Here is an 18,497-nt window from a genome sequence, read left to right on the forward strand (position 1 = left end):
AGAAGTGGTGTTGATTTATCACCACCTCCTCAACAGAATCATGCTGTTGCTGAAACATCGATAAAATTAATAATTTTTAATCGATTGATATTTATAAATAAAAAACATGGCATTCAATTTGTATTAACCACAGTGAAAGATAAATTGTGTTGAATAACAAATTTGGAGCAGAACATGAGTAGAAAAATTCGATTAGGTGCATTTATCCCTGCCACTGGACAACATGTTGCCGCATGGCGACATCCAGAGTCGCAACCAAGCAAAGCAGTGGATTTTGATTTTATTAAAGAGCAGGCACAACTTGCGGAAAAAGGCTTATTTGATGCCTATTTTTTGGCAGATGGCCTAGCCGTTAATTTTGGACAAGCTGAGAAAACAGGTTATAGCGATAAAGTGGCAGGCTTTGAACCAGTCACCTTGTTTGCCGCTTTATCGACAGTGACCAAGCATATCGGTTTTATTGCCACGGCATCGACTACTTATGAAGAACCGTATTTATTGGCGCGTAAATTTGCTTCGCTAGATCATCTCAGTCATGGTCGAGCGGGCTGGAATGTGGTGACCTCAGCGTCGGAAGCAGCTGCAGCCAATTTTGGTTATGAGCAACAAATTCCGCATGCTGAGCGTTATGAGCGTGCTCAAGAATATGTCGATCTAATTAAAAAGCTGTGGGACAGTTGGGAAGATGATGCCTTTATTCATGACAAGGCATCAGGTGTGTTTTATGATCCTGAGAAAGTTCATAACCCGAATCACAAAGGTAAATACTATGCGGTGAAAGGTGCATTGAATGTCCCGCGTACACCACAAGGTTATCCTGTGATTGTACAAGCGGGACAATCTGGGCCTGGACGTGATCTTGCAGCCCGTTATGCTGAAGTCATTTTCACGGCCAATCAAAAGCTGGAAGATGCACAAGAGTTTTATCGTGACGTAAAAAGTCGTTTAGCCAAATATGGGCGTTCAGCCGATGAACTTTTAATTTTACCGGGCGTTTCTGCGTTTGTGGGTCGTACTGAAGAAGAAGCGCGTGCCAAATATCAACAGCTCACGGACCTGATTCATCCAGAAGCAGGGCTTGCCTTGTTGAGTGGGTTAAGTGGTGGCTTTGATTTTTCAGGTTATGATCTAGATGGTCCATTCCCTGAGTTAGGCGAAGGCCAAGGCATGGTGAGTCGTCCTGCTCTAATCGCAGATATTGCCAAGAAAAACAATTTCAGTATCCGTCAGTTGTATGAATGGGTGGCGGGTGCACGTGGGCATTGGCAACTAATTGGTACACCTGAGCAGATCGTCGATCAATTACAACAATGGTTTGAAAATGAAGCCGCGGATGGTTTTAATATTTTGCCACCAAGTACACCTGCTGGGTTAAACGATTTTGTTGAATTGATTGTGCCAGAGCTACAACGCCGTGGCCTATTCCGTACCGAATATGAAGGAACGACCTTACGTGAAAATCTCGGCTTGGCCCGTCCAGAAAATCAATATGTCATTGCTCGACAAGCTGAAAAAAACAAAGCCAGTTAAAATAATGTTAAAACTAAATCATGAATCTAAGCAACAAGGGCGACTGTTAAGCGTCACTCTTGTGTCGTCACAATAGAATTGAGTGAAAAATGCAATATAGAAAATTAGGTCAGACTGATATTGATGTCAGTGTCATCGCTCTAGGCACCATGACTTGGGGAGAGCAGAATTCTGAATCCGAAGCGCATGAACAGCTGGATTATGCAGTGGAGCGTGGAGTAAATCTGATTGATACGGCTGAAATGTACCCTGTACCACCGAAACCTGAAACACAAGGCTTAACTGAACAATATATTGGCACATGGTTAAAGCAGTCACAGAAACGAGACCAAGTGCTGATCGCAACCAAAGTGGTAGGTCGTTCAGGGAAATTAACCCAAGCCTCGCATTTTCGTTCGGGTCAAACCAAGTTGGATCGAGCCAATATTGAAACTGCGCTACATGATAGTCTGAAACGTTTACAGACGGATTATGTTGATCTATATCAGCTTCATTGGCCTGATCGCAGTACCAATCATTTCGGTGAATTGGGTTATACCCATGTTGAAAATGAAGATACGGTTCCAATTTTAGAAACCTTGACAGTTTTGTCTGATCTAATTCGAGCAGGAAAGATCCGACATATTGGTCTCTCCAATGAAACACCATGGGGCGTGAGTCAATTTTTAAAGTATTCCGAAACATTGGGCTTAGCGCGGGTTGTTTCTATCCAAAATCCATATAACTTATTGAACCGTAGTTTTGAAATTGGCAATGCTGAAATTGCGATCCGTGAGCAGGTAGGATTACTGGCTTATTCACCTTTGGCTTTTGGTGCTTTGACAGGAAAATACTTAGATGGTGCACAACCAGCAGGCGCACGTTTAACCTTATGGGAACGCTTTGCCCGTTATAAAGGGCAAGCCTCTGAAGATGCAATTCGTCGTTATGTGGCATTGGCCAAACAATATGATTTAGATCCTGCCCAATTGGCTTTAACCTATGTAAATAGTCGCCGTTTTGTCACCAGTAATATTATTGGGGCGACCAATTTAACTCAGCTTAAAACCAATATTGAAAGTATTGACCTACAGTTAACTGATGAGGTCATTCAGGGAATTGAGCAAATCCATCAAGCCCATCCTAATCCCGCACCTTAAGGCATAGATAATCTCCTACAATTTAATTTTCGTTTTGTTCAGGACAGTTGAGTCAATCCAACTGTCTTTTTTTATTTTTAGAACAAAGCGACTGAGTCTCTATATCAAAAAATAAGAAATAGAAACCTTGAAATGTGCTGTTTTGGTATAAGCAGGGTGTTGGAAAATCAACAGTGCTTCAACAGAAAGAAGTGGATGTTTTTTTATAAATATTGATATAAAACAATTGCTTGATATTTGGCATGCTGCTTGCAAAGATCAAAGTATATAAATCAAAGATTGATTTTATGCAGGCTGAGGAGCACAGGATGAAGATGTTGCGTTGTTGTATGGAAAGTTAATTTCTCTCTTATTTTTTAATTCATTTAGTTCGAATCTTTTTCGGTGTGATTACTTATTCAGTCACACACAGGATTTTTTTACTCAAATTTTATGGTTTTAGTTTTTAGGGGTTTTATTGGTGAAAAAACATTATCTCTCTTTATCGATTGCTTTGAGCATTGCAACACTTTTGGGAAGCGGCACAGCTCAAGCAGCAGAAGATATTGATACCACGTTAGCGCAATTACAGGCGCAATTGACTGCTCTACAGCAGCAGGTCAATGCATTAAAGCAAAAGAAGCAAGCTTCAACGGAGCTGAATGAGACAGCGCAACTTACAGCCCAAGATGATGCATCGGCAGAGGCTCAGGAGGAAAATACGGAACATAGTTTTGCGACTCAAAGTGAGCTGGCAGGTTTCCGAAGTGATTTAGAAAACTATAAATATGATCAATCACGCCAATATGAGCGGACTTCGGTGAAATCAACCCGAGATACAACCTTGTATGGCACGGTACAAGTCCGCGCACAAACACAAAGTCGCGATACCTCTGTGGGGAACCCTGCACCAGTTACACCTCGTCGTAATACTTTCGATATCCCTACGGCTTTATTTGGCGTACGAGGAAATTTATATCGAGATTATAAGGAAGGCAAAAACTTAGATTACCAATTGTCTTTTAGCTACGGCAAGCGTACGGGTACAGCAGGCAGTGCCAGCGATTTGAATTTGGCTGATGCTTTTTTACGCTATAACTTTACTTCAACCAATGGTGGTCCTGAAGTCCCACGTTTAAACGTGACGCTGGGGCAACAACTGATTCCATTTGGCTTAGACCCACAATCTCCAGAGGATTTACGACCGACCATTAATGTTGCAACGGGATTGGCGCAATTGGGTTTATTCAATCGCCAGACAGGTCTGATTGTGCGTGGTGATGTCAAACCATTTGTTGATTATTCATCAAACTATCGAGCACCGTTATTTGAATATGCTTTGGGTGTGGTCAATGGCAATGGCACCAATAAAGTCGATGACAATGACAAGAAAGATTATATCGGTCGGGTGGCTTTTACCTTACCAGTTGATTATGCCAGTTGGTTCCGTGAGTTGAAATTTGGTGCTTCCTATCTCAAAGGCAGTAAAAACGTCATCGCAGGTAGTAATGTTCTCGATGGTAACGGTCGTAATGATCGTCTGGGCTTCGATATTTATTACAACCATGCACCGTTTGGCGTGACTTATGAATATGTCAAAGGACTCAGTGATTATGCAACTGCGACAGGTTCAACCTCAGAAGTAAAGTCTGAAGGGCATACCGCAACTCTGTTTTATACCTTTGGCGATCAATTTTATAACAGCGTGAAATCCGTCGCGAAGTTTGATGATTTCTGGCCGAAATCAATTCAGAGCTTCTATCGCTATGACAGCTACAACCCAAATAAAGGCGCAGATGTCGTTGGGATTGCAGGTCATGGCTTAGGCAAAGTCGATATTCATACTTTGGGGCTAAATTTCTTCTTCGCACAAACCACCAAATTCCAATTAGGGCTGAATCGCTGGAGCTATGACCACGAGACAGCTGCGCAGAAAGACTTCTCGGAAGTACAAGCGCAATTCCAATACACCTTTTAATTTTCCAATATGAGTAATGACACAATGAAATTTTTGACGAAACATTTATTTATTGGTGCAGCAGCAGGTTTGCTGGTTGCCACCAGTTTCTCAGTTTTTGCTGAAACCAGTCCCACAGAAATTCGACTGGGAGTTCCCGGTGCAGGCGTAGGCGGAAAACCCAAAGTTGGGGGGAGTGCTTATGCCAGTGCCAATCTACGCGGCATTTTGGAAAAAGAATTTGCCAAAGATGGCATTAAGGTGAAATGGTCATTTTTTCCGGGTGCAGGACCTGCACTGAATGAAGCTTTAGCCAATAAAAAGGTCGATTTTGGTATTGGGCATGGTGATCTACCTTCGATTGTTGGACGTTCAACGGGTTTGAAATCCAAACTTTTATTTGTGACTGGGCGTTTTGGACCTGTGTATTTTGCAGTGCCATCTGATTCAGGTGCGAAAAGTCTGGCGGATTTAAAAGGCAAAACCATTTCTGTGTTTAAAGGTACTAACCAACAGCTAATCCTCGGTCGTTTATTGCGTAAATATGGTTTCACTGAAAAAGATTTCCGTGTGATTAGTCAGGACTTTTATTCAGCTCAAACCTCGCTTTCCACGGGTGATATTGATGGTTTGATTACCAGTCCATGGACATTAGAAGCACGTGGTGTAGCTAAGCGTATTTTAGAAGTACGTAAAGATCCAAATCTGAATGGCCCATTAGTGGCATGGGTGAGCGAGGATTTTGAGAAGAAATACCCACAAATTGTGCAACGGGTTGTGACCACATTTATTAAAGATAACGTGTGGAGTTCCGATGAAAAGAATCGTGATACGCAGTACAAGTTATGGGCTCAGAGTGGCGTGCCTTACCTAGACTATAAAAAAGACTGGGATGATTACTCGCTCAAAGATCGTAACTCACCATATTTTGATGATTATGCAGTGAATTCTTTAAAGAAATCGGTTCAGCAATCGATTGATTACAAACTGATTCGCCGTCCAGTGGATGTGGATTCTTGGATTGAACCGAAGTATCTCAATACCGCGATTCAAGAGCTCAAACTAGAAAACTTCTGGCCAAAATTTGATGTAAATGGCAACCGTAAAAAGTAATTGTGATTTGGGTTAGACCAAGGGTGTGTATGCCTTTGGCTAGCTAGTTTATTTGTTCACCATTTTAGGAATGACCTATGCGTCAGGAATCGGTTGCTCAGGTCGAACTGGGTCAGGGGCACTTTGTATTGGGTTTTATTGGCTTGGCATTGTGTGCAGGCTTGGGCATTGGGATTGCGAAAATCGTCACTTCTTTATATGCGGTGCAGTTAGCTGCGGATGAGTTTGAAATGGGGCTGATTGCCGCAGTACAGAGTCTAGGTATTTTGCTGATCGGATTGCCAATTGGTCTCTTAGTACAACGTTATGGACCTAAAACAATGTTTGTATTAGGAAGTTTTCTTGCAGCGCTGGTGTATGTCACGGTGCCATTTTATCCAGCAGTTTGGTATCTGATTTTAGCTACTTTCTTGGTCGGGTTATGCATGCCGATGCGGTTTGTTTCACTCAATACAGTCTATATGCAGCATTTAAAAAGCATAGGTGCTGCTCGGGCGGGATGGTTTAGAGGCACACATATGATGGGGTTCTTTCTGGTTGGCCCTTTACTGGCAGTGAGCTTAGTAACTGCGGTGGGATTCTCAGGTGCGTTTTGGTGGATTGCTGGACTTTTTCTTTTACCGATATTGTTTGCACCCTTGGCCTTTGGCGCAGGCCCAACTGAAATTAATCAGGCAGAGCGGGACGAGGCATTTAGCCTTGCTGTAATTGCCAAGCAATTGGTTTTATTAAAGCAAGATCAGGCTTTACGTCGCACCAGTTTGATTGAAATGGCGAGCAATGCGGTGATGGCGTACTACGGCTTTTTCATTATTGTTATTGCAATCAAGGATTTTGGTTTGAGTGAAACGATTGCTGCCAGTTTGGTGACGCTACAGGGAGCTGTGTTTGTCGTAGCCTTATTTACGACGGGAGCTTTGCTGACACGATGGGGAATAAAACGCTTTTATCAAACGGGTTTTGTCTTTGTTGCAGTGGCATCTGTGATGTTGGGCATACCTAAAATTTCCGCGTTGCTTTGGGTAGGGGCTGTGATTCTGGGCTTGGGTCTCGCGATGCTGCATATCGTCAATTTCACCATGTTTGCCAATGTGGGTGAACGCTTGGGAATGGCAAAGGTGTCTGGATTAACCGCGATGGCAGGACCTGCAGGTGCGTTATTGGGAAGTATTGTGGGAGGCTGGTTGGGTCATTACTGGGGCTTACAGTCGATGTTTCTTATTTCAGCGGTTTTATTTGGCGGGCTGATCGGCTTTTCTCAGCAACTTACACAAGTTTTTATAGCACCGCGGCTAGAGATTGAAATGTATTCAGAAATAGAGGGTCAATAAAATGAGTAGTATCGAAACTCAATTAGAAAATGAACACACTTGGCAGCGAATCAATTTAGCGCCTTATTTCAAGCAAATCGGCATATGGGCAGTTCGTATTGTATTGGCTCTGGTTTTACCTGCGATTGCATTGGCGGTTTGGCATTATGCCTTTCAGAAGCAATGGTTACCTGAACAAATTTTGCCTAGCCCAGCCTTAGTTTGGCAAACCACGTTGGAGCTGATTGATACGCATGAGTTACAGGATAATTTATGGATCAGCTTAAAACGGGTTGCTTGGAGTGTCTTGGTCGGGGGCAGCATCGGGTTGTTCTTAGGTTTCCTGATTGGATTATCACGTATCGCGCACAAGTTTATTTATCCAACATTTAATCTGATTGCGCAATTTCCAGTGATTGGCTGGATTCCATTACTGATGATTTTTTTAGGTATTGATGAAAGTCTAAAAATTGCAGCGATTTCACTTGCGGTATTTGTTCCTGTGCTCGTTGCGACCTATCGCAGTGTTTTGAATGTGCCTCCGCATTTATTAGAAGTTTCGCAAGTTTATCGCTTTAGTGTGTGGCAGCGATTTCGCCGTGTCATTTTGCCTTCTGCTTTGCCAAATATTGTTAGTGGTTTACGCCAAGGGATTATGCAAGCGTGGCTGTCACTGGTTTTTGTCGAACTGTTAGCCAGTAGTGAAGGGATTGGTTACCTCATCGTGTGGGGACGACAGTTGATTCAACCCGATATTATTTTTATGGCTGTCATTGTGATCGGGATTGTTGGTTTTGTTTTAGATCATATCTTGGGCTGGGTTGAACGCTGGTTTAGCCATTGGCAACGCAGTGCATTTTAAAGGGGGATTGAATATGTCTATTACGTCTACATCAAAACCAAGATTTAATTTTAATTATTTAAACGTTTACGGCTTAGTGCTCCCAATTGCTTTCATTGTATTGTGGGCGATTGCATCCAAGTTGAATTGGGTCAATCCTAAACTCATTCCAGCACCATTTGAGGTGGTGCAGATTGCAATTCATCAATTTCAGCAGCAAGAGTTTTGGACAGGTTTAGGCGCAAGTCTGTTCCGTGATCTGACGGGTTTTGTCTTGGGCAGTATTCTAGCCATTATTTTCGGCATCGTCGTCGGTGTCTCTCGCTGGGCCAATTATTTATTTCTGCCAAGTTTTAATGTGCTGCGTCAGATTTCGTTATTTGCTTGGTTACCGCTGATCACGACATTTTTGGATTATGGCAATAGCGCAAAAATCTTATTTATCGTGCTTTCTGTGTTTTATCCCGTGGCCTTACATACTATCGATGGGGTAAGACAAATTCCATTGCATCAATACGAAGTTGCCAAAGTCTACCAATTCAATGCTTGGCAAACACTGAGCAAACTGATTTTACCTGCTGCTGCAACGCAAATCTTTTTAGGCTTACAACTGGGGGTGATCTTCGCTTGGGTGGCGACCATCGGGGCCGAATTCCTATTGGCAAACTATGGTGTTGGACTAGGCAATATCGTGATTCGTGGGCGGGCTGCTTTAGATGTTGGTCTAATTGTATTTGGTTTAATTGTGATTGGTTTTATCGGTGTAGCGTGGAATAGCTTAGCCAATTTAGCTGAGCGTCGTATTTTGGTTTGGCGACGTTAGGAGAATAATAAAATGAAACAACAGAATTTTCGGCAGTTTTTCAAACGTCGTTTTAAATCGCTTGGGCAGCTTTGTGTATTAAGTTTAATAGTACTCAGTCTTATTGCATGTGGTAAACAATCTGACACTCCAGCCAATCAGGTACATGAGCTTCGCTATCAATCCTTAACCAGTGTGGTGTCATTGCCTGAGCTGGCTGAAGACTTGGGTTATTTAGGTGACTTAAAGTTGAAATATGTGGGGAGTGTGCAAGGTGGGCCGCAGGACTTACAAGCATTAACCACGGGCGATGTAGATGTGGCAACTGCTTTTGATGGTGCAATCATTAAGCTTGCTGCGGCAGGGATTAAGATCAAAGCAGTGGTTGCCTCCTATGGCAGTGATGACAAAAGCTGGGTGGGCTATTACGTCCCGAATAATAGTCAGATTCATTCAGCGCGTGATTTGATCGGCAAAAAAGTGGCAGTAAACACTTTGGGTGCCCATTACGAATTTGTTTTAAAAGACTATTTAGCTCGCCAAGGTTTAAGTAATGATGAAATCAATCAGGTTGAGTTTGTTGTTTTACCGCCAACCAATACCGAACAGGCCTTACGTGCTGGACAGGTGGATGCTGCTGCACTGGTTTCTATTTTTCAGGATAAAGCCTTAGAGCGAGGTGGCCTAAGAAAACTGGTCTCAGATACGGATCTATATGGCAGTTTTACCGCAGGCAGTTATGTCTTTACCGAGAAGTTTATTCAACAACATCCAGAGGTGGTCAAGCAATTTGTCACAGGTGTGGCCAAAGCCGTGGAATGGACCAAGCAAACACCACGTGAACAAGTGTTGGCGCGCTTTAAAAGCATTATTGAAAAAAGAAAACGTAATGAGAGCGATGTATTGATGCAGTACTGGCGCAGTTATGGTGTGGTGAGTCAAGGTGGTTTGCTCAATGCAGCACAATATCAACGTTGGATCGATTTATTTGTGAAAAGAGGCGAATTTAAACCGAATCAGGTTAAGGCGGATGCTTTATTCACTAACCAGTTTAATCCCTATGCACGTGAAAACAAAAATGTAGCTGACGATCAGCGCAATAAGGAGCATACGCAATGAGCACAAAATTAAAAATTGAAAATGTTTATAAATCTTTTGCCGCCAAAAAAGTCAAAGGCGCAAAAGTCCAAGCAGAAGATTTTGTAGCGGTTGAAAATCTGTCTTTAGATGTTAAGGCAGGTGAGTTTGTCGCCATTGTTGGTCCGAGTGGTTGTGGTAAATCGACATTATTGGATTTATTGGCTGGTTTGACGACTCCGACCGCGGGGCAAATTCTGATTGATGGGCAAGCGATTAAAAAACCGGGGTTGGACCGTGGCATTGTCTTTCAGCAATATGCACTGTTTCCATGGTTGACCGCACTACAAAATATTGAGTTTGGCTTGGATGCCAAGGGTGTCAGCAAAGAACAGCGTTATCAAACTGCAAAGTATTTTTTAAATCTAGTCGGGCTGGCTGAATTTGAACATCATTATCCAAATGAGCTTTCAGGAGGAATGAAGCAACGTGTTGCAATTGCACGGAGTCTGGCCTATGACCCAGACATTCTATTGATGGATGAACCTTTTGCCGCACTCGATGCGCAGACCCGTGAAACCTTACAGGCGGAATTGGTCAAAATCTGGCAACAGACTCAGAAGACCATCATTTTTATCACCCATAGTATTGATGAAGCCATTTATTTGGGGCAGCGCATTGCCATCATGACCTCACGTCCGGGGCGAATCAAACAGGTGATTGAAGTTCCTGCTGAGCTACGAAGCGATCAGGAGGATGTACGTTCCAGACCAGAATTCAGCCAACTGCGTCATCAGATTTGGAGCTTGTTACGTGAAGAAGTATTGAAGGCCCAAGAGCAGGAAAAACAGAAGCAGTTGGTTGCTTAAGTACAATGTATTTTAAATATTAACAAGAAGTAGAGGTGATTATGTCGAGTACAAAAGAGACATTAACGTTTCCAAAAACAATTCAGTCCAGTTCAATTTATTCCTCGCCAAAGATGAGTTCCTTTAGGTCCGATCTCAACCTAAGCTGGCTTTCCACAAGTTTTAAACGATCAGCTGCGATTTTACTATTTTTAGCCATCTGGGAAATCGTACCGCGGATTGGTTTGGTCGATTCCGCTTTCTTGCCAGCATTTTCTACCGTGTTGCTCAGTGGTTGGGGCTTGATTCAAAATGGACAACTCTTGACGCATTTGCAAGCCAGTTTAATCCGTTCTCTCAGTGGTTTTATTTTTGCGATCATTGTCGCGATTCCTTTGGGGCTGGCAATTGGTTGGTACACACGCTTTTCCGAATTTCTGAGTCCTTTATTGGAAGTGTTCCGCAACACGGCTGCATTAGCTTTATTACCCGTGTTTATTCTTTTTCTTGGGATTGGTGAAAGTTCGAAAATTGCATTGGTCACTTATGCCTGCACTTGGCCCATCTTGCTGAATACCATCAGCGGTGTTCGTAATGTTGATCCATTGTTGATCAAGTCAGCACGAACCATGGGACTGAGTTCCATTCAGTTGTTCCGTAAAGTGATTTTACCTGCTGCGATTCCAACGATTTTTGTAGGTGTACGTTTGGCAGGTTCATTCTCAGTGTTGATGTTAATTGCCGCAGAAATGGTTGGGGCAAAGGCCGGTTTAGGCTATCTGATTAACTATGCACAATATAACTTCCAGATTCCTGAAATGTTCTTTGGCATCATCAGTATTACCAGCATTGGCTTGCTGTTTAACTACAGTCTGCTTGCGATCGAAAAGCGCTTGACCGCTTGGAAAATTGAACGTTAGTCAGGAGAAGATGATGCATCAGCCAGACTGGAAAAAATATTTAGGCAGAATAAGTTCGGTGATTGCGATGTCTGTGCTCCTGTGGGGATGTAGCAAACCAGAGCCGAAAGTGGCACGAAGTGATGGTCTTGAATCTTTAGAATTTAAATATCTCGGTTCGCCAGGCATCGTTACTCCCTTAGAGCTGGCTGAAGATTTGGGTTATCTTGCACCAATTAAATTAAGCTATCAGGGTGTTTCTACAGGCGGGCCGCAAGGTATTCAATCTGCATTATCGGGAGATAGTGATATTAGCAGTCCAAGTTTTTCAGGTTCGGCGGTCAAAATGGTGGCCAGTGGCGTACCGGGAACCGTGGTGATCGCCGCATATGGCACCTTTGATGATCCCTTTGCTGGGTATTATGTCCTTGAACATAGTCCGATCCATTCTGCTAAAGATTTAATTGGCAAAAAGATCGGCACCAATATTCTGAGCGCACAAGTGGAATACATGCTCAAAAGTTATTTAAAGAAAGGTGGCTTAAGCCCTGAACAAATTAGTCAGGTGACGCTTGTGGTGTTGCCACCGGGTTCTACTGAGCAAGCCTTGCGAAGTGGTCATGTTGATTTGGCACCATTGGCAGGCCCAGCGATAGAACGGGGTGGTGTACGCCGTCTTTATCGGGACTATGATTTGGTGGGGGATCTCACCACGGGCAGCTATGTCATGGCGAATCGTTATATTGCTGAGCACCCCAATACCACCCGTAAAGTAGTCACAGGCATTGCTCAAGCGATTGAATGGTCTAGACAACAGTCTAGAGATCAGGTGATTGCACGTTTCGAGCAGATTTTGCAAAAGCGTAAACGCCCTGAAAATGGTGCGATGTTAAAATATTGGACACAGTGGGGGATTCCAAGCAGTGCAGGTAAATTTGAAGATGATGATTTTAAAATATGGGTTGATAACCTAATTGAAGAAGGTCAGTTAAAACAGGATCAGATTGATTATAAAAAGATATATAGCAATCAATATAATGAATATAGTCAAAAATAAATTTGATTTTGAGTTTAATTAATAATGGTTTGTTTCTATTTTAATAAATAGAAATAACAAAGGTGAATTATTGATTTCTATTTAAACCAATAGTCATGCAAGATAACTTCTCTTTTCGAACAATAGGGAAGTAAATGCATGTCATTCATTACTTATCCACAAAACCATACCTTAACGCGGACTGAGCGTGCGACAGCCATGGTTTTTGAAGATCAAAAATCAAGAGATTTGCTAGATCGTATTGAACAGATTGCACCGAGCGAGGCCAGTGTTCTGATTATTGGTAATACAGGAACAGGTAAGGAGTTGGTTGCAAGGCAAGTACATATTATGAGCCAGCGTAGTCGAGGTCCTTTTGTGGCAGTGAATTGTGGTGCATTTACCGAGTCATTGGCGGAAAGTGAACTTTTCGGACATGAAAAAGGCGCATTTACAGGGGCAATCAATAGTAAGGCTGGTTGGTTCGAAGCCGCCAATCACGGTACCTTGTTCTTGGATGAGGTGGGAGATTTATCTCCAGCAATGCAGGTTAAATTATTAAGAGTGTTGCAAGAGCGTGAGATTGTTCGGGTGGGCTCACTTAAGCCGATTAAACTCAATGTTCGTGTGATCGCAGCAACTAATGTGCATCTGGATGAAGCAGTACAGGCCGGAAAATTTAGAGAAGATTTGTTCTATCGTTTGAATGTGGCCTTATTGAAGGTATCACCTTTGGCAGAACGTCCAGGCGATATTCTACCTTTAGCAAACTTCTTTATTGCACAGTATTGTAAACGTTTGGGTTATCCAGTTGCGAGTCTGAGTCCAAGTGCAATACAGAAATTGTTGAGTTATAACTATCCAGGCAATATTCGTGAACTCGAAAATGCCATTCATCATGCCTTATTAGTCTGCAAGAATCATCAGATTCAACCCACCGATTTTTGCTTTGCATCCTTATCCAGTAGTTTGAATTTAAGACAAATTTCGGACTTGGAAAAAAGCACCCAGACCATTCCACGGACAGATCTACTGCCCAAGCAAATGCTGCAACATGCGTTGTTGAATCTGTTTGAATCCTCACATGCATTGAAAAATGAAAATCTGGATCGGTTGATTGAAGAGGCGACCATTCGTATTGCTTATGAATATTGCCATCGCAATCAGGTGCAAACGGCAAAGTTATTGGGGATTAGCCGTAACATTGTGCGTGCAAGATTAGTCAAATATGGATTGGTGGGAAACGATAAAGTGGTGAATATTATGTTAGAGGAATTATTAAATTAATCAGAGTCGATAATCAGGTGGCAGAGGTTCACCTTTTTATTGCTTTAAAATTACTTTGCGGAAAAAATAATAATAAATGAAGTAAAATAAATATAACTTTTTAATCAAAAAATATTAAAAAATAATAGTTCTAAATATTAGTGCTTTGCCTAATATAACAATCACAATTTATTGAAATCGTTATAAAGTGGTGAAAAATGAGTATTCCTCAAATTAATGTGCGTAATCAGTTTCGTGGTGTGGTAAAAGAAATTATTGAAGGAAGTGTTGTTTCTGAGGTGGATGTGGAAACGCCGGCTGGGGTATTTACTTCCGTGATTACAACACGTTCAGTTAAAAATCTAAACTTAGAATTAGGTAGTGAAGTGATCGTCTTAATTAAGTCGACAGAAGTTGCATTGGCAAAGCTGTAGTAAATGATGGATAAATATAATAAATCCATTTTTATTATATTTTTAATTCCTATATTGTAGGGGGTTTAAAATGACATCATTTAATGTCGGATCAGTGCAAATTAATCATCTTAATAAATCTTATGGTCAGTATCAAGATCATGCACTTAAGGTTTTAGATGATGTTTCACTCAATATTCAAGCAGGAGAATTCGTCAGTATTGTGGGTAGTAGTGGTTGTGGGAAATCAACTTTACTCCGTTTGCTGGTTGGTTTGGATGATCAATTCGAAGGAAAAATTCTGGTTGATGGTCAGCCGATTGATGGCACCAGTTTGAAGCGAGGAATTGTGTTCCAAGATCACCGCTTATTTCCGTGGCTGAATGTGCAGGATAATATTCGGGTTGCGTTATTAAACAGTCAACTCACAAGAACGGAGCAGGATCAACTTATTGATGAACATATTGAGCTAGTTGGGTTGAACAAGTTTAAAGATGCTTATCCAGCACAGCTTTCAGGTGGGATGAGCCAACGTGTTGCCATTGCCAGAAGTCTGATTAATCGACCCAAAATATTGTTACTAGATGAACCTTTTGGCGCATTGGATGCCCTGACTCGAGCCAATCTGCAAAAGGAGTTACAACGAATTTGGCAGACTGAAAAAATTACCATGATTATCGTGACGCATGATGTGGAGGAGGCTGTATTCCTTGGTGATCGTGTGGTGGTGATGCAACCGAATCCAGGTCGAATCAAGCGGATTGTTCCTGTTCATTTACCACACCCACGTGTTCGTGAAGATGTCCGACTTGCTGCGATTAGAAATGATATTTTGACTGATTTTAGTCATGCAGTCGAAGATCATTTAATAATCCCTATTGTTAATGATTTTAATAATTTTCAGTTTGCTTGGTAATCCCGGGTAAGCTGAATTTTATAATCATAAAAATAAATAAATTAATATAAAAATATTGGTTCTTATATTTCACGGTTTGCATATATTTAACTAGATCACTAATTTTTGTGATTGGGGAATCATGGATAAAGCTCGATGCTTTGAAAATATAATGAATGATCTGTAGGAAATAAAATGACCGTACTCACACAGCTTTCAGCCGCGATTGAAAATGCACCGCGTTGGCATGAATACAAGAAACATAGTTTAGATACCGTACAAATTACACCAATCGAAGGTGCATTGGGAGCGATTGTGACTGGATTAGATGCTAGCAAACCACAAAGCGGGGAAGTGATTCTCAAACTAAAAAAGGCATTGCATGAACATTTAATTTTGGTTTTCAAGGCACAAGACTTGGAAGACAATGACTTACTTGCGTTTGCCAGTTATTTTGGCGGAATTTTCCGGCCACCAACAGATGTTCCTGTATTGGCAACGCGTAACGATACCAATGCACCACCTGATATTGTACCCGTATCCAATGCGGTTGGAGAAGGTGATTATACAGGTCATGGGGAACTCACCCCGCATAGTGACCATCACTGGACACCACAGCCTTCTAGTGGATCTTTGCTTTACGCAATTGAACTTCCAAAAGATGGTGGTGCCACCAGTTGGTATAATACTGTTCAGGCCTATGAAGACCTTGATCAGGAAACCAAAGATGAAATCGAAGGGCTGCAACTGATTACGTATAATCCATTTTTACGCTTAAAGGATAAAAGCCCGATTCCAAAATATCGCTTTTCTAATCAACCGATATTAGGTGCTGCATTTCCGCATCCATTGGTTCGTACGCATTCTGAAAGTGGTCGTCGTGGTATTTATCTGGATGCACAAACCGAAGTTGAAGTTGTCGGATATGATGATCAAAAAGGTGCTGCATTGATCGAACGCTTAAGAGCCCATATTGTACAACCTCAATATCGTTATGAACATCAGTGGGAAATTGGCGATATTGTCTATTGGGATAACCAACTGACCTTACATTCGCGCACAGCCTTTCCCGCCGAGCAACGCCGTTTATTGAAACGTGTTAGTTTGGCGGGTGCAAGACCATTCTAAAGTTAAACTGAGCCAGCGAAAGCTGGCTTTTAATTTCCTGCTTTTGCCAATTCTGCTTCGATATAACTAATAATCATGGTGCTTAAACCTTTAACCATTTCATCAAAGCTAATCTGTGGGTTGGGTAAGATCAAGTGACGGGCTACATTGAAAATACTACTATTAATACTAATATAAGCGGTCACGCTAAGATTATTAACTTTTAAATATCTCGGATGACGGATCATGTATTTCATCAAGACCTCCATCAGTGCCATCTCAATTTGACCTATATATTTTTCATACTTAAGCTCAGTCGCATAGCGTAGACAGATCAGATAGCGATCATCATCACGTGTTAACAAATCACGAAAGGTATAAAAGATCATTTCAAATAAGGGCTCTAACTCTTGCTCAATCATGATAGGTGTCAGTTCTTTTACCATGTCCAAAACTTCTTTGACGAAAGTTCTAGCCATCGCATCATAAATTTCTTCTTTATTTTTAAAATACTCATATAAAGAGCCAACACTGACCCCTGCAATATCAGCAATATGCCGTGTGGTGGTGCCACTGGTACCATTGGTTGCAACGGCAATAAAGCCTGCTTCAATAATCGTATCTACTGTCACTTTAGAACGTGACTGACGTGGTTTGCGAGTTGCCATAATACTTTATTATTAAAATCCGAACATAACATCAGATTAACATGTCGCTTAAAATGAGGAAAGTAGGGGAATTAATCCGAACAAATAAAATTTATCTCTTTTTCATATTAAATTTTTATCTGTAATGATCCTATTTTTTAGGGAGATGCTTTATATGGAAACAAGGTGTTTGTTAGAAATTTAATTTAAATATATGTTTGATATTTAATATTAAATTATATTATAAGAGGGATCCTTAAAAAATTAAAAAAAAAGAAACGTACTGAGCATTGATATTGGATAGCTAAAAATATCTAAAAAAATTACCCGAATTGAATCCGAACATAAGATCGGTTTACAGTGGGTCTAGAAGAGGAACTGGTTCATAAAAATCTCCCGAATGTTTTTTCGTAACCAAGCGCTTGCTTTTTTTAGAAATGCGAAAAGAGATGAACCATATTCAAAGAATGCTAAAGGGCAAATGAGGCTCAAGTGAAGTAGGTAGGTGTAGCCATGATTAGCAGCACATTAAAGAAAGGTTTAAGTTTATTTAAATCTAACCCAATAACTGAGCAAATCGATTTTGCGAGTAAAAAAAGTATCCCAATTCGTCACCTGGCTATCGGATTTGAAGGGAAACAAGTTGATCTCTCATTTTATATGAATAATCAATTTGCCACGATTTTTTTCGCGACACTTTCAGTATTTTTAACCTATGGTGAAGATTTGGTGATTGAAACAGCACGTCATCACCGCGATCAATTGAAAGACCCGATTTTAAGACAGCGTGTGACTTCATTGATTGGTCAGGAAGCAATTCACTCAAAACTACATAATGAGTTTAATGATGCAATTGTTGAACTCGATTATCCAGTAAGACTCTATCGTTTCTTGGGTGAACAATTTTTTGAACACATTTTCTTGAAATTCCCGCAGCCTTTGAAGTTGTCATTGATGGCTGGGATTGAGCATTTTACTGCTGTACTGGCAGAGTACATGATGGCGCATGAGCAGAATTTCTATTTCTCTGATGATGCAAAAACCCGTGCATTATGGATGTGGCATATGCTTGAAGAATCAGAGCATAAAGATGTTGCCTATGATGTTTATCAAACACTGAATGGTAACTATGCCTTACGTGTTTCAGGCTTCTTCTTGGCTTATTTCACCATTCTTGGATTGATCCCGTTTTCGGCAACCATGGTTCCTATTTTACGTAAACCACAAGAAATGCTGACCTCGAAATTTTGGAAAGATGCGCGTCGTGGCATCAAGCTGATTTTCAGTCCAGTGGATGGTGTGTTTGGTAGCACCCAAAGTCGAATTTTTGATTATCTACGTACTGATTTCCATCCGAATGATCATGATGCATCTGCATATTTTGAATATTACGAAAAGAAACTTTTATCCGAGGGCGGTGCATTGCATCCATTCTTTGTAAAAGAGTTCACGCCTAAGATTCAAGCGGCTTAATTTTGAATTCAGCAGGTAGTTGCATGTAGCGAAATTTCACTAGGTGTTGGCAAAAAAGTTCAATCGTTGATGAGCAGTTTTGTTCTTGTTGCACTTATTTCGCTCATGCACTATGCAAATAATCTTATTCAGTTGCTGTGTAGAGACATATACAAGCTGGCTAAG

Annotated in this window: 17 protein-coding genes; 16 read left to right on the forward strand and 1 reads right to left on the reverse strand. The window is 41.3% G+C overall.

Going from position 1 to position 18,497, the window contains the following annotated elements:
• The first annotated feature begins 174 nt into the window (after nt 1-174).
• From NDN11_RS07075 to NDN11_RS07145, 15 genes are all read left to right on the forward strand, one after another.
• A complete protein-coding gene (locus NDN11_RS07075; RefSeq protein ID WP_251111212.1) occupies nt 175-1,530 on the forward strand; it encodes an LLM class flavin-dependent oxidoreductase in 1,356 nt (451 codons plus the stop codon).
• 89 nt (nt 1,531-1,619) lie between these two features.
• Complete coding sequence (locus tag NDN11_RS07080; protein WP_251111213.1) at nt 1,620-2,669, forward strand: NADP(H)-dependent aldo-keto reductase; 1,050 nt, start codon at nt 1,620-1,622, stop codon at nt 2,667-2,669.
• Between the two features lie 460 nt (nt 2,670-3,129).
• The gene (locus NDN11_RS07085) at nt 3,130-4,626 is read left to right on the forward strand and encodes a putative porin (RefSeq protein WP_251111214.1); all 1,497 of its coding nucleotides are present in this window, start codon (nt 3,130-3,132) and stop codon (nt 4,624-4,626) included.
• A gap of 24 nt (nt 4,627-4,650) precedes the next feature.
• Entirely contained in the window at nt 4,651-5,718 is a 1,068-nt protein-coding gene (locus tag NDN11_RS07090) for an ABC transporter substrate-binding protein (protein WP_251111215.1), read from the forward strand.
• Between the two features lie 77 nt (nt 5,719-5,795).
• A complete protein-coding gene (locus NDN11_RS07095) occupies nt 5,796-7,049 on the forward strand; it encodes an MFS transporter (RefSeq protein ID WP_251111216.1) in 1,254 nt (417 codons plus the stop codon).
• 1 nt (nt 7,050) lies between these two features.
• The gene (locus tag NDN11_RS07100) at nt 7,051-7,890 is read left to right on the forward strand and encodes an ABC transporter permease (protein WP_251111217.1); all 840 of its coding nucleotides are present in this window, start codon (nt 7,051-7,053) and stop codon (nt 7,888-7,890) included.
• A 13-nt stretch (nt 7,891-7,903) separates the two neighbouring features.
• Nucleotides 7,904-8,692, forward strand: a complete 789-nt coding sequence (locus tag NDN11_RS07105) for an ABC transporter permease (protein ID WP_251111218.1) — start codon at nt 7,904-7,906, stop codon at nt 8,690-8,692.
• A gap of 12 nt (nt 8,693-8,704) precedes the next feature.
• Nucleotides 8,705-9,790: an ABC transporter substrate-binding protein gene (locus tag NDN11_RS07110; protein ID WP_251111219.1), complete on the forward strand. Its 1,086-nt coding sequence runs from the start codon at nt 8,705-8,707 to the stop codon at nt 9,788-9,790.
• Nucleotides 9,787-10,617 carry an ABC transporter ATP-binding protein gene (locus NDN11_RS07115; RefSeq protein WP_251111220.1) on the forward strand — a complete coding sequence of 277 codons (831 nt, stop codon included), beginning with the start codon at nt 9,787-9,789 and terminating at the stop codon, nt 10,615-10,617. Before NDN11_RS07110 ends, NDN11_RS07115 begins: the two co-directional genes overlap by 4 nt.
• Nucleotides 10,618-10,658: 41 nt before the next feature.
• Entirely contained in the window at nt 10,659-11,516 is an 858-nt protein-coding gene (locus NDN11_RS07120; protein WP_251111221.1) for an ABC transporter permease, read from the forward strand.
• 13 nt (nt 11,517-11,529) lie between these two features.
• Nucleotides 11,530-12,552 (forward strand): ABC transporter substrate-binding protein, encoded by a 1,023-nt coding sequence (locus tag NDN11_RS07125; protein WP_251111507.1) that lies wholly within the window; start codon nt 11,530-11,532, stop codon nt 12,550-12,552.
• 138 nt (nt 12,553-12,690) lie between these two features.
• On the forward strand, nt 12,691-13,818 hold the full coding sequence (locus NDN11_RS07130; protein ID WP_251111222.1) for a sigma-54 interaction domain-containing protein: 1,128 nt from the start codon (nt 12,691-12,693) through the stop codon (nt 13,816-13,818).
• A gap of 197 nt (nt 13,819-14,015) precedes the next feature.
• Nucleotides 14,016-14,231 (forward strand): TOBE domain-containing protein, encoded by a 216-nt coding sequence (locus tag NDN11_RS07135; protein ID WP_004654121.1) that lies wholly within the window; start codon nt 14,016-14,018, stop codon nt 14,229-14,231.
• A gap of 70 nt (nt 14,232-14,301) precedes the next feature.
• Nucleotides 14,302-15,126, forward strand: coding sequence for an ABC transporter ATP-binding protein (locus NDN11_RS07140; RefSeq protein WP_251111223.1), 825 nt, complete (start codon nt 14,302-14,304; stop codon nt 15,124-15,126).
• A gap of 174 nt (nt 15,127-15,300) precedes the next feature.
• The gene (locus NDN11_RS07145) at nt 15,301-16,233 is read left to right on the forward strand and encodes a TauD/TfdA dioxygenase family protein (RefSeq protein WP_251111224.1); all 933 of its coding nucleotides are present in this window, start codon (nt 15,301-15,303) and stop codon (nt 16,231-16,233) included.
• 29 nt (nt 16,234-16,262) lie between these two features.
• Here NDN11_RS07145 and NDN11_RS07150 read toward each other — a convergent pair whose 3' ends face one another.
• The gene (locus NDN11_RS07150; protein ID WP_004806319.1) at nt 16,263-16,880 is read right to left on the reverse strand and encodes a TetR/AcrR family transcriptional regulator; all 618 of its coding nucleotides are present in this window, start codon (nt 16,878-16,880) and stop codon (nt 16,263-16,265) included.
• A 492-nt stretch (nt 16,881-17,372) separates the two neighbouring features.
• Here NDN11_RS07150 and NDN11_RS07155 point away from each other — a divergent pair, with 492 nt between their 5' ends.
• Nucleotides 17,373-18,332 carry a metal-dependent hydrolase gene (locus NDN11_RS07155; RefSeq protein WP_167251458.1) on the forward strand — a complete coding sequence of 320 codons (960 nt, stop codon included), beginning with the start codon at nt 17,373-17,375 and terminating at the stop codon, nt 18,330-18,332.
• The last annotated feature ends 165 nt before the right edge of the window (nt 18,333-18,497 follow it).

This window comes from Acinetobacter sp. C26M, from assembly GCF_023702675.1.
Classification (GTDB): domain Bacteria; phylum Pseudomonadota; class Gammaproteobacteria; order Pseudomonadales; family Moraxellaceae; genus Acinetobacter.

Bases quoted from the DNA above. Each gene is read 5' to 3' on its own strand.
- NDN11_RS07135 (WP_004654121.1), top strand. From the start codon at position 14,016: ATGAGTATTCCTCAAATTAATGTGCGTAATCAGTTTCGTGGTGTGGTA.
- NDN11_RS07080 (WP_251111213.1), top strand. From the start codon at position 1,620: ATGCAATATAGAAAATTAGGTCAGACTGATATTGATGTCAGTGTCATC.
- NDN11_RS07105 (WP_251111218.1), top strand. From the start codon at position 7,904: ATGTCTATTACGTCTACATCAAAACCAAGATTTAATTTTAATTATTTA.
- NDN11_RS07090 (WP_251111215.1), top strand. From the start codon at position 4,651: ATGAAATTTTTGACGAAACATTTATTTATTGGTGCAGCAGCAGGTTTG.
- NDN11_RS07075 (WP_251111212.1), top strand. From the start codon at position 175: ATGAGTAGAAAAATTCGATTAGGTGCATTTATCCCTGCCACTGGACAA.
- NDN11_RS07115 (WP_251111220.1), top strand. From the start codon at position 9,787: ATGAGCACAAAATTAAAAATTGAAAATGTTTATAAATCTTTTGCCGCC.
- NDN11_RS07130 (WP_251111222.1), top strand. From the start codon at position 12,691: ATGTCATTCATTACTTATCCACAAAACCATACCTTAACGCGGACTGAG.
- NDN11_RS07110 (WP_251111219.1), top strand. From the start codon at position 8,705: ATGAAACAACAGAATTTTCGGCAGTTTTTCAAACGTCGTTTTAAATCG.
- NDN11_RS07100 (WP_251111217.1), top strand. From the start codon at position 7,051: ATGAGTAGTATCGAAACTCAATTAGAAAATGAACACACTTGGCAGCGA.
- NDN11_RS07120 (WP_251111221.1), top strand. From the start codon at position 10,659: ATGTCGAGTACAAAAGAGACATTAACGTTTCCAAAAACAATTCAGTCC.
- NDN11_RS07155 (WP_167251458.1), top strand. From the start codon at position 17,373: ATGATTAGCAGCACATTAAAGAAAGGTTTAAGTTTATTTAAATCTAAC.
- NDN11_RS07125 (WP_251111507.1), top strand. From the start codon at position 11,530: ATGCATCAGCCAGACTGGAAAAAATATTTAGGCAGAATAAGTTCGGTG.
- NDN11_RS07140 (WP_251111223.1), top strand. From the start codon at position 14,302: ATGACATCATTTAATGTCGGATCAGTGCAAATTAATCATCTTAATAAA.
- NDN11_RS07150 (WP_004806319.1), bottom strand. From the start codon at position 16,880: ATGGCAACTCGCAAACCACGTCAGTCACGTTCTAAAGTGACAGTAGAT.
- NDN11_RS07095 (WP_251111216.1), top strand. From the start codon at position 5,796: ATGCGTCAGGAATCGGTTGCTCAGGTCGAACTGGGTCAGGGGCACTTT.
- NDN11_RS07145 (WP_251111224.1), top strand. From the start codon at position 15,301: ATGACCGTACTCACACAGCTTTCAGCCGCGATTGAAAATGCACCGCGT.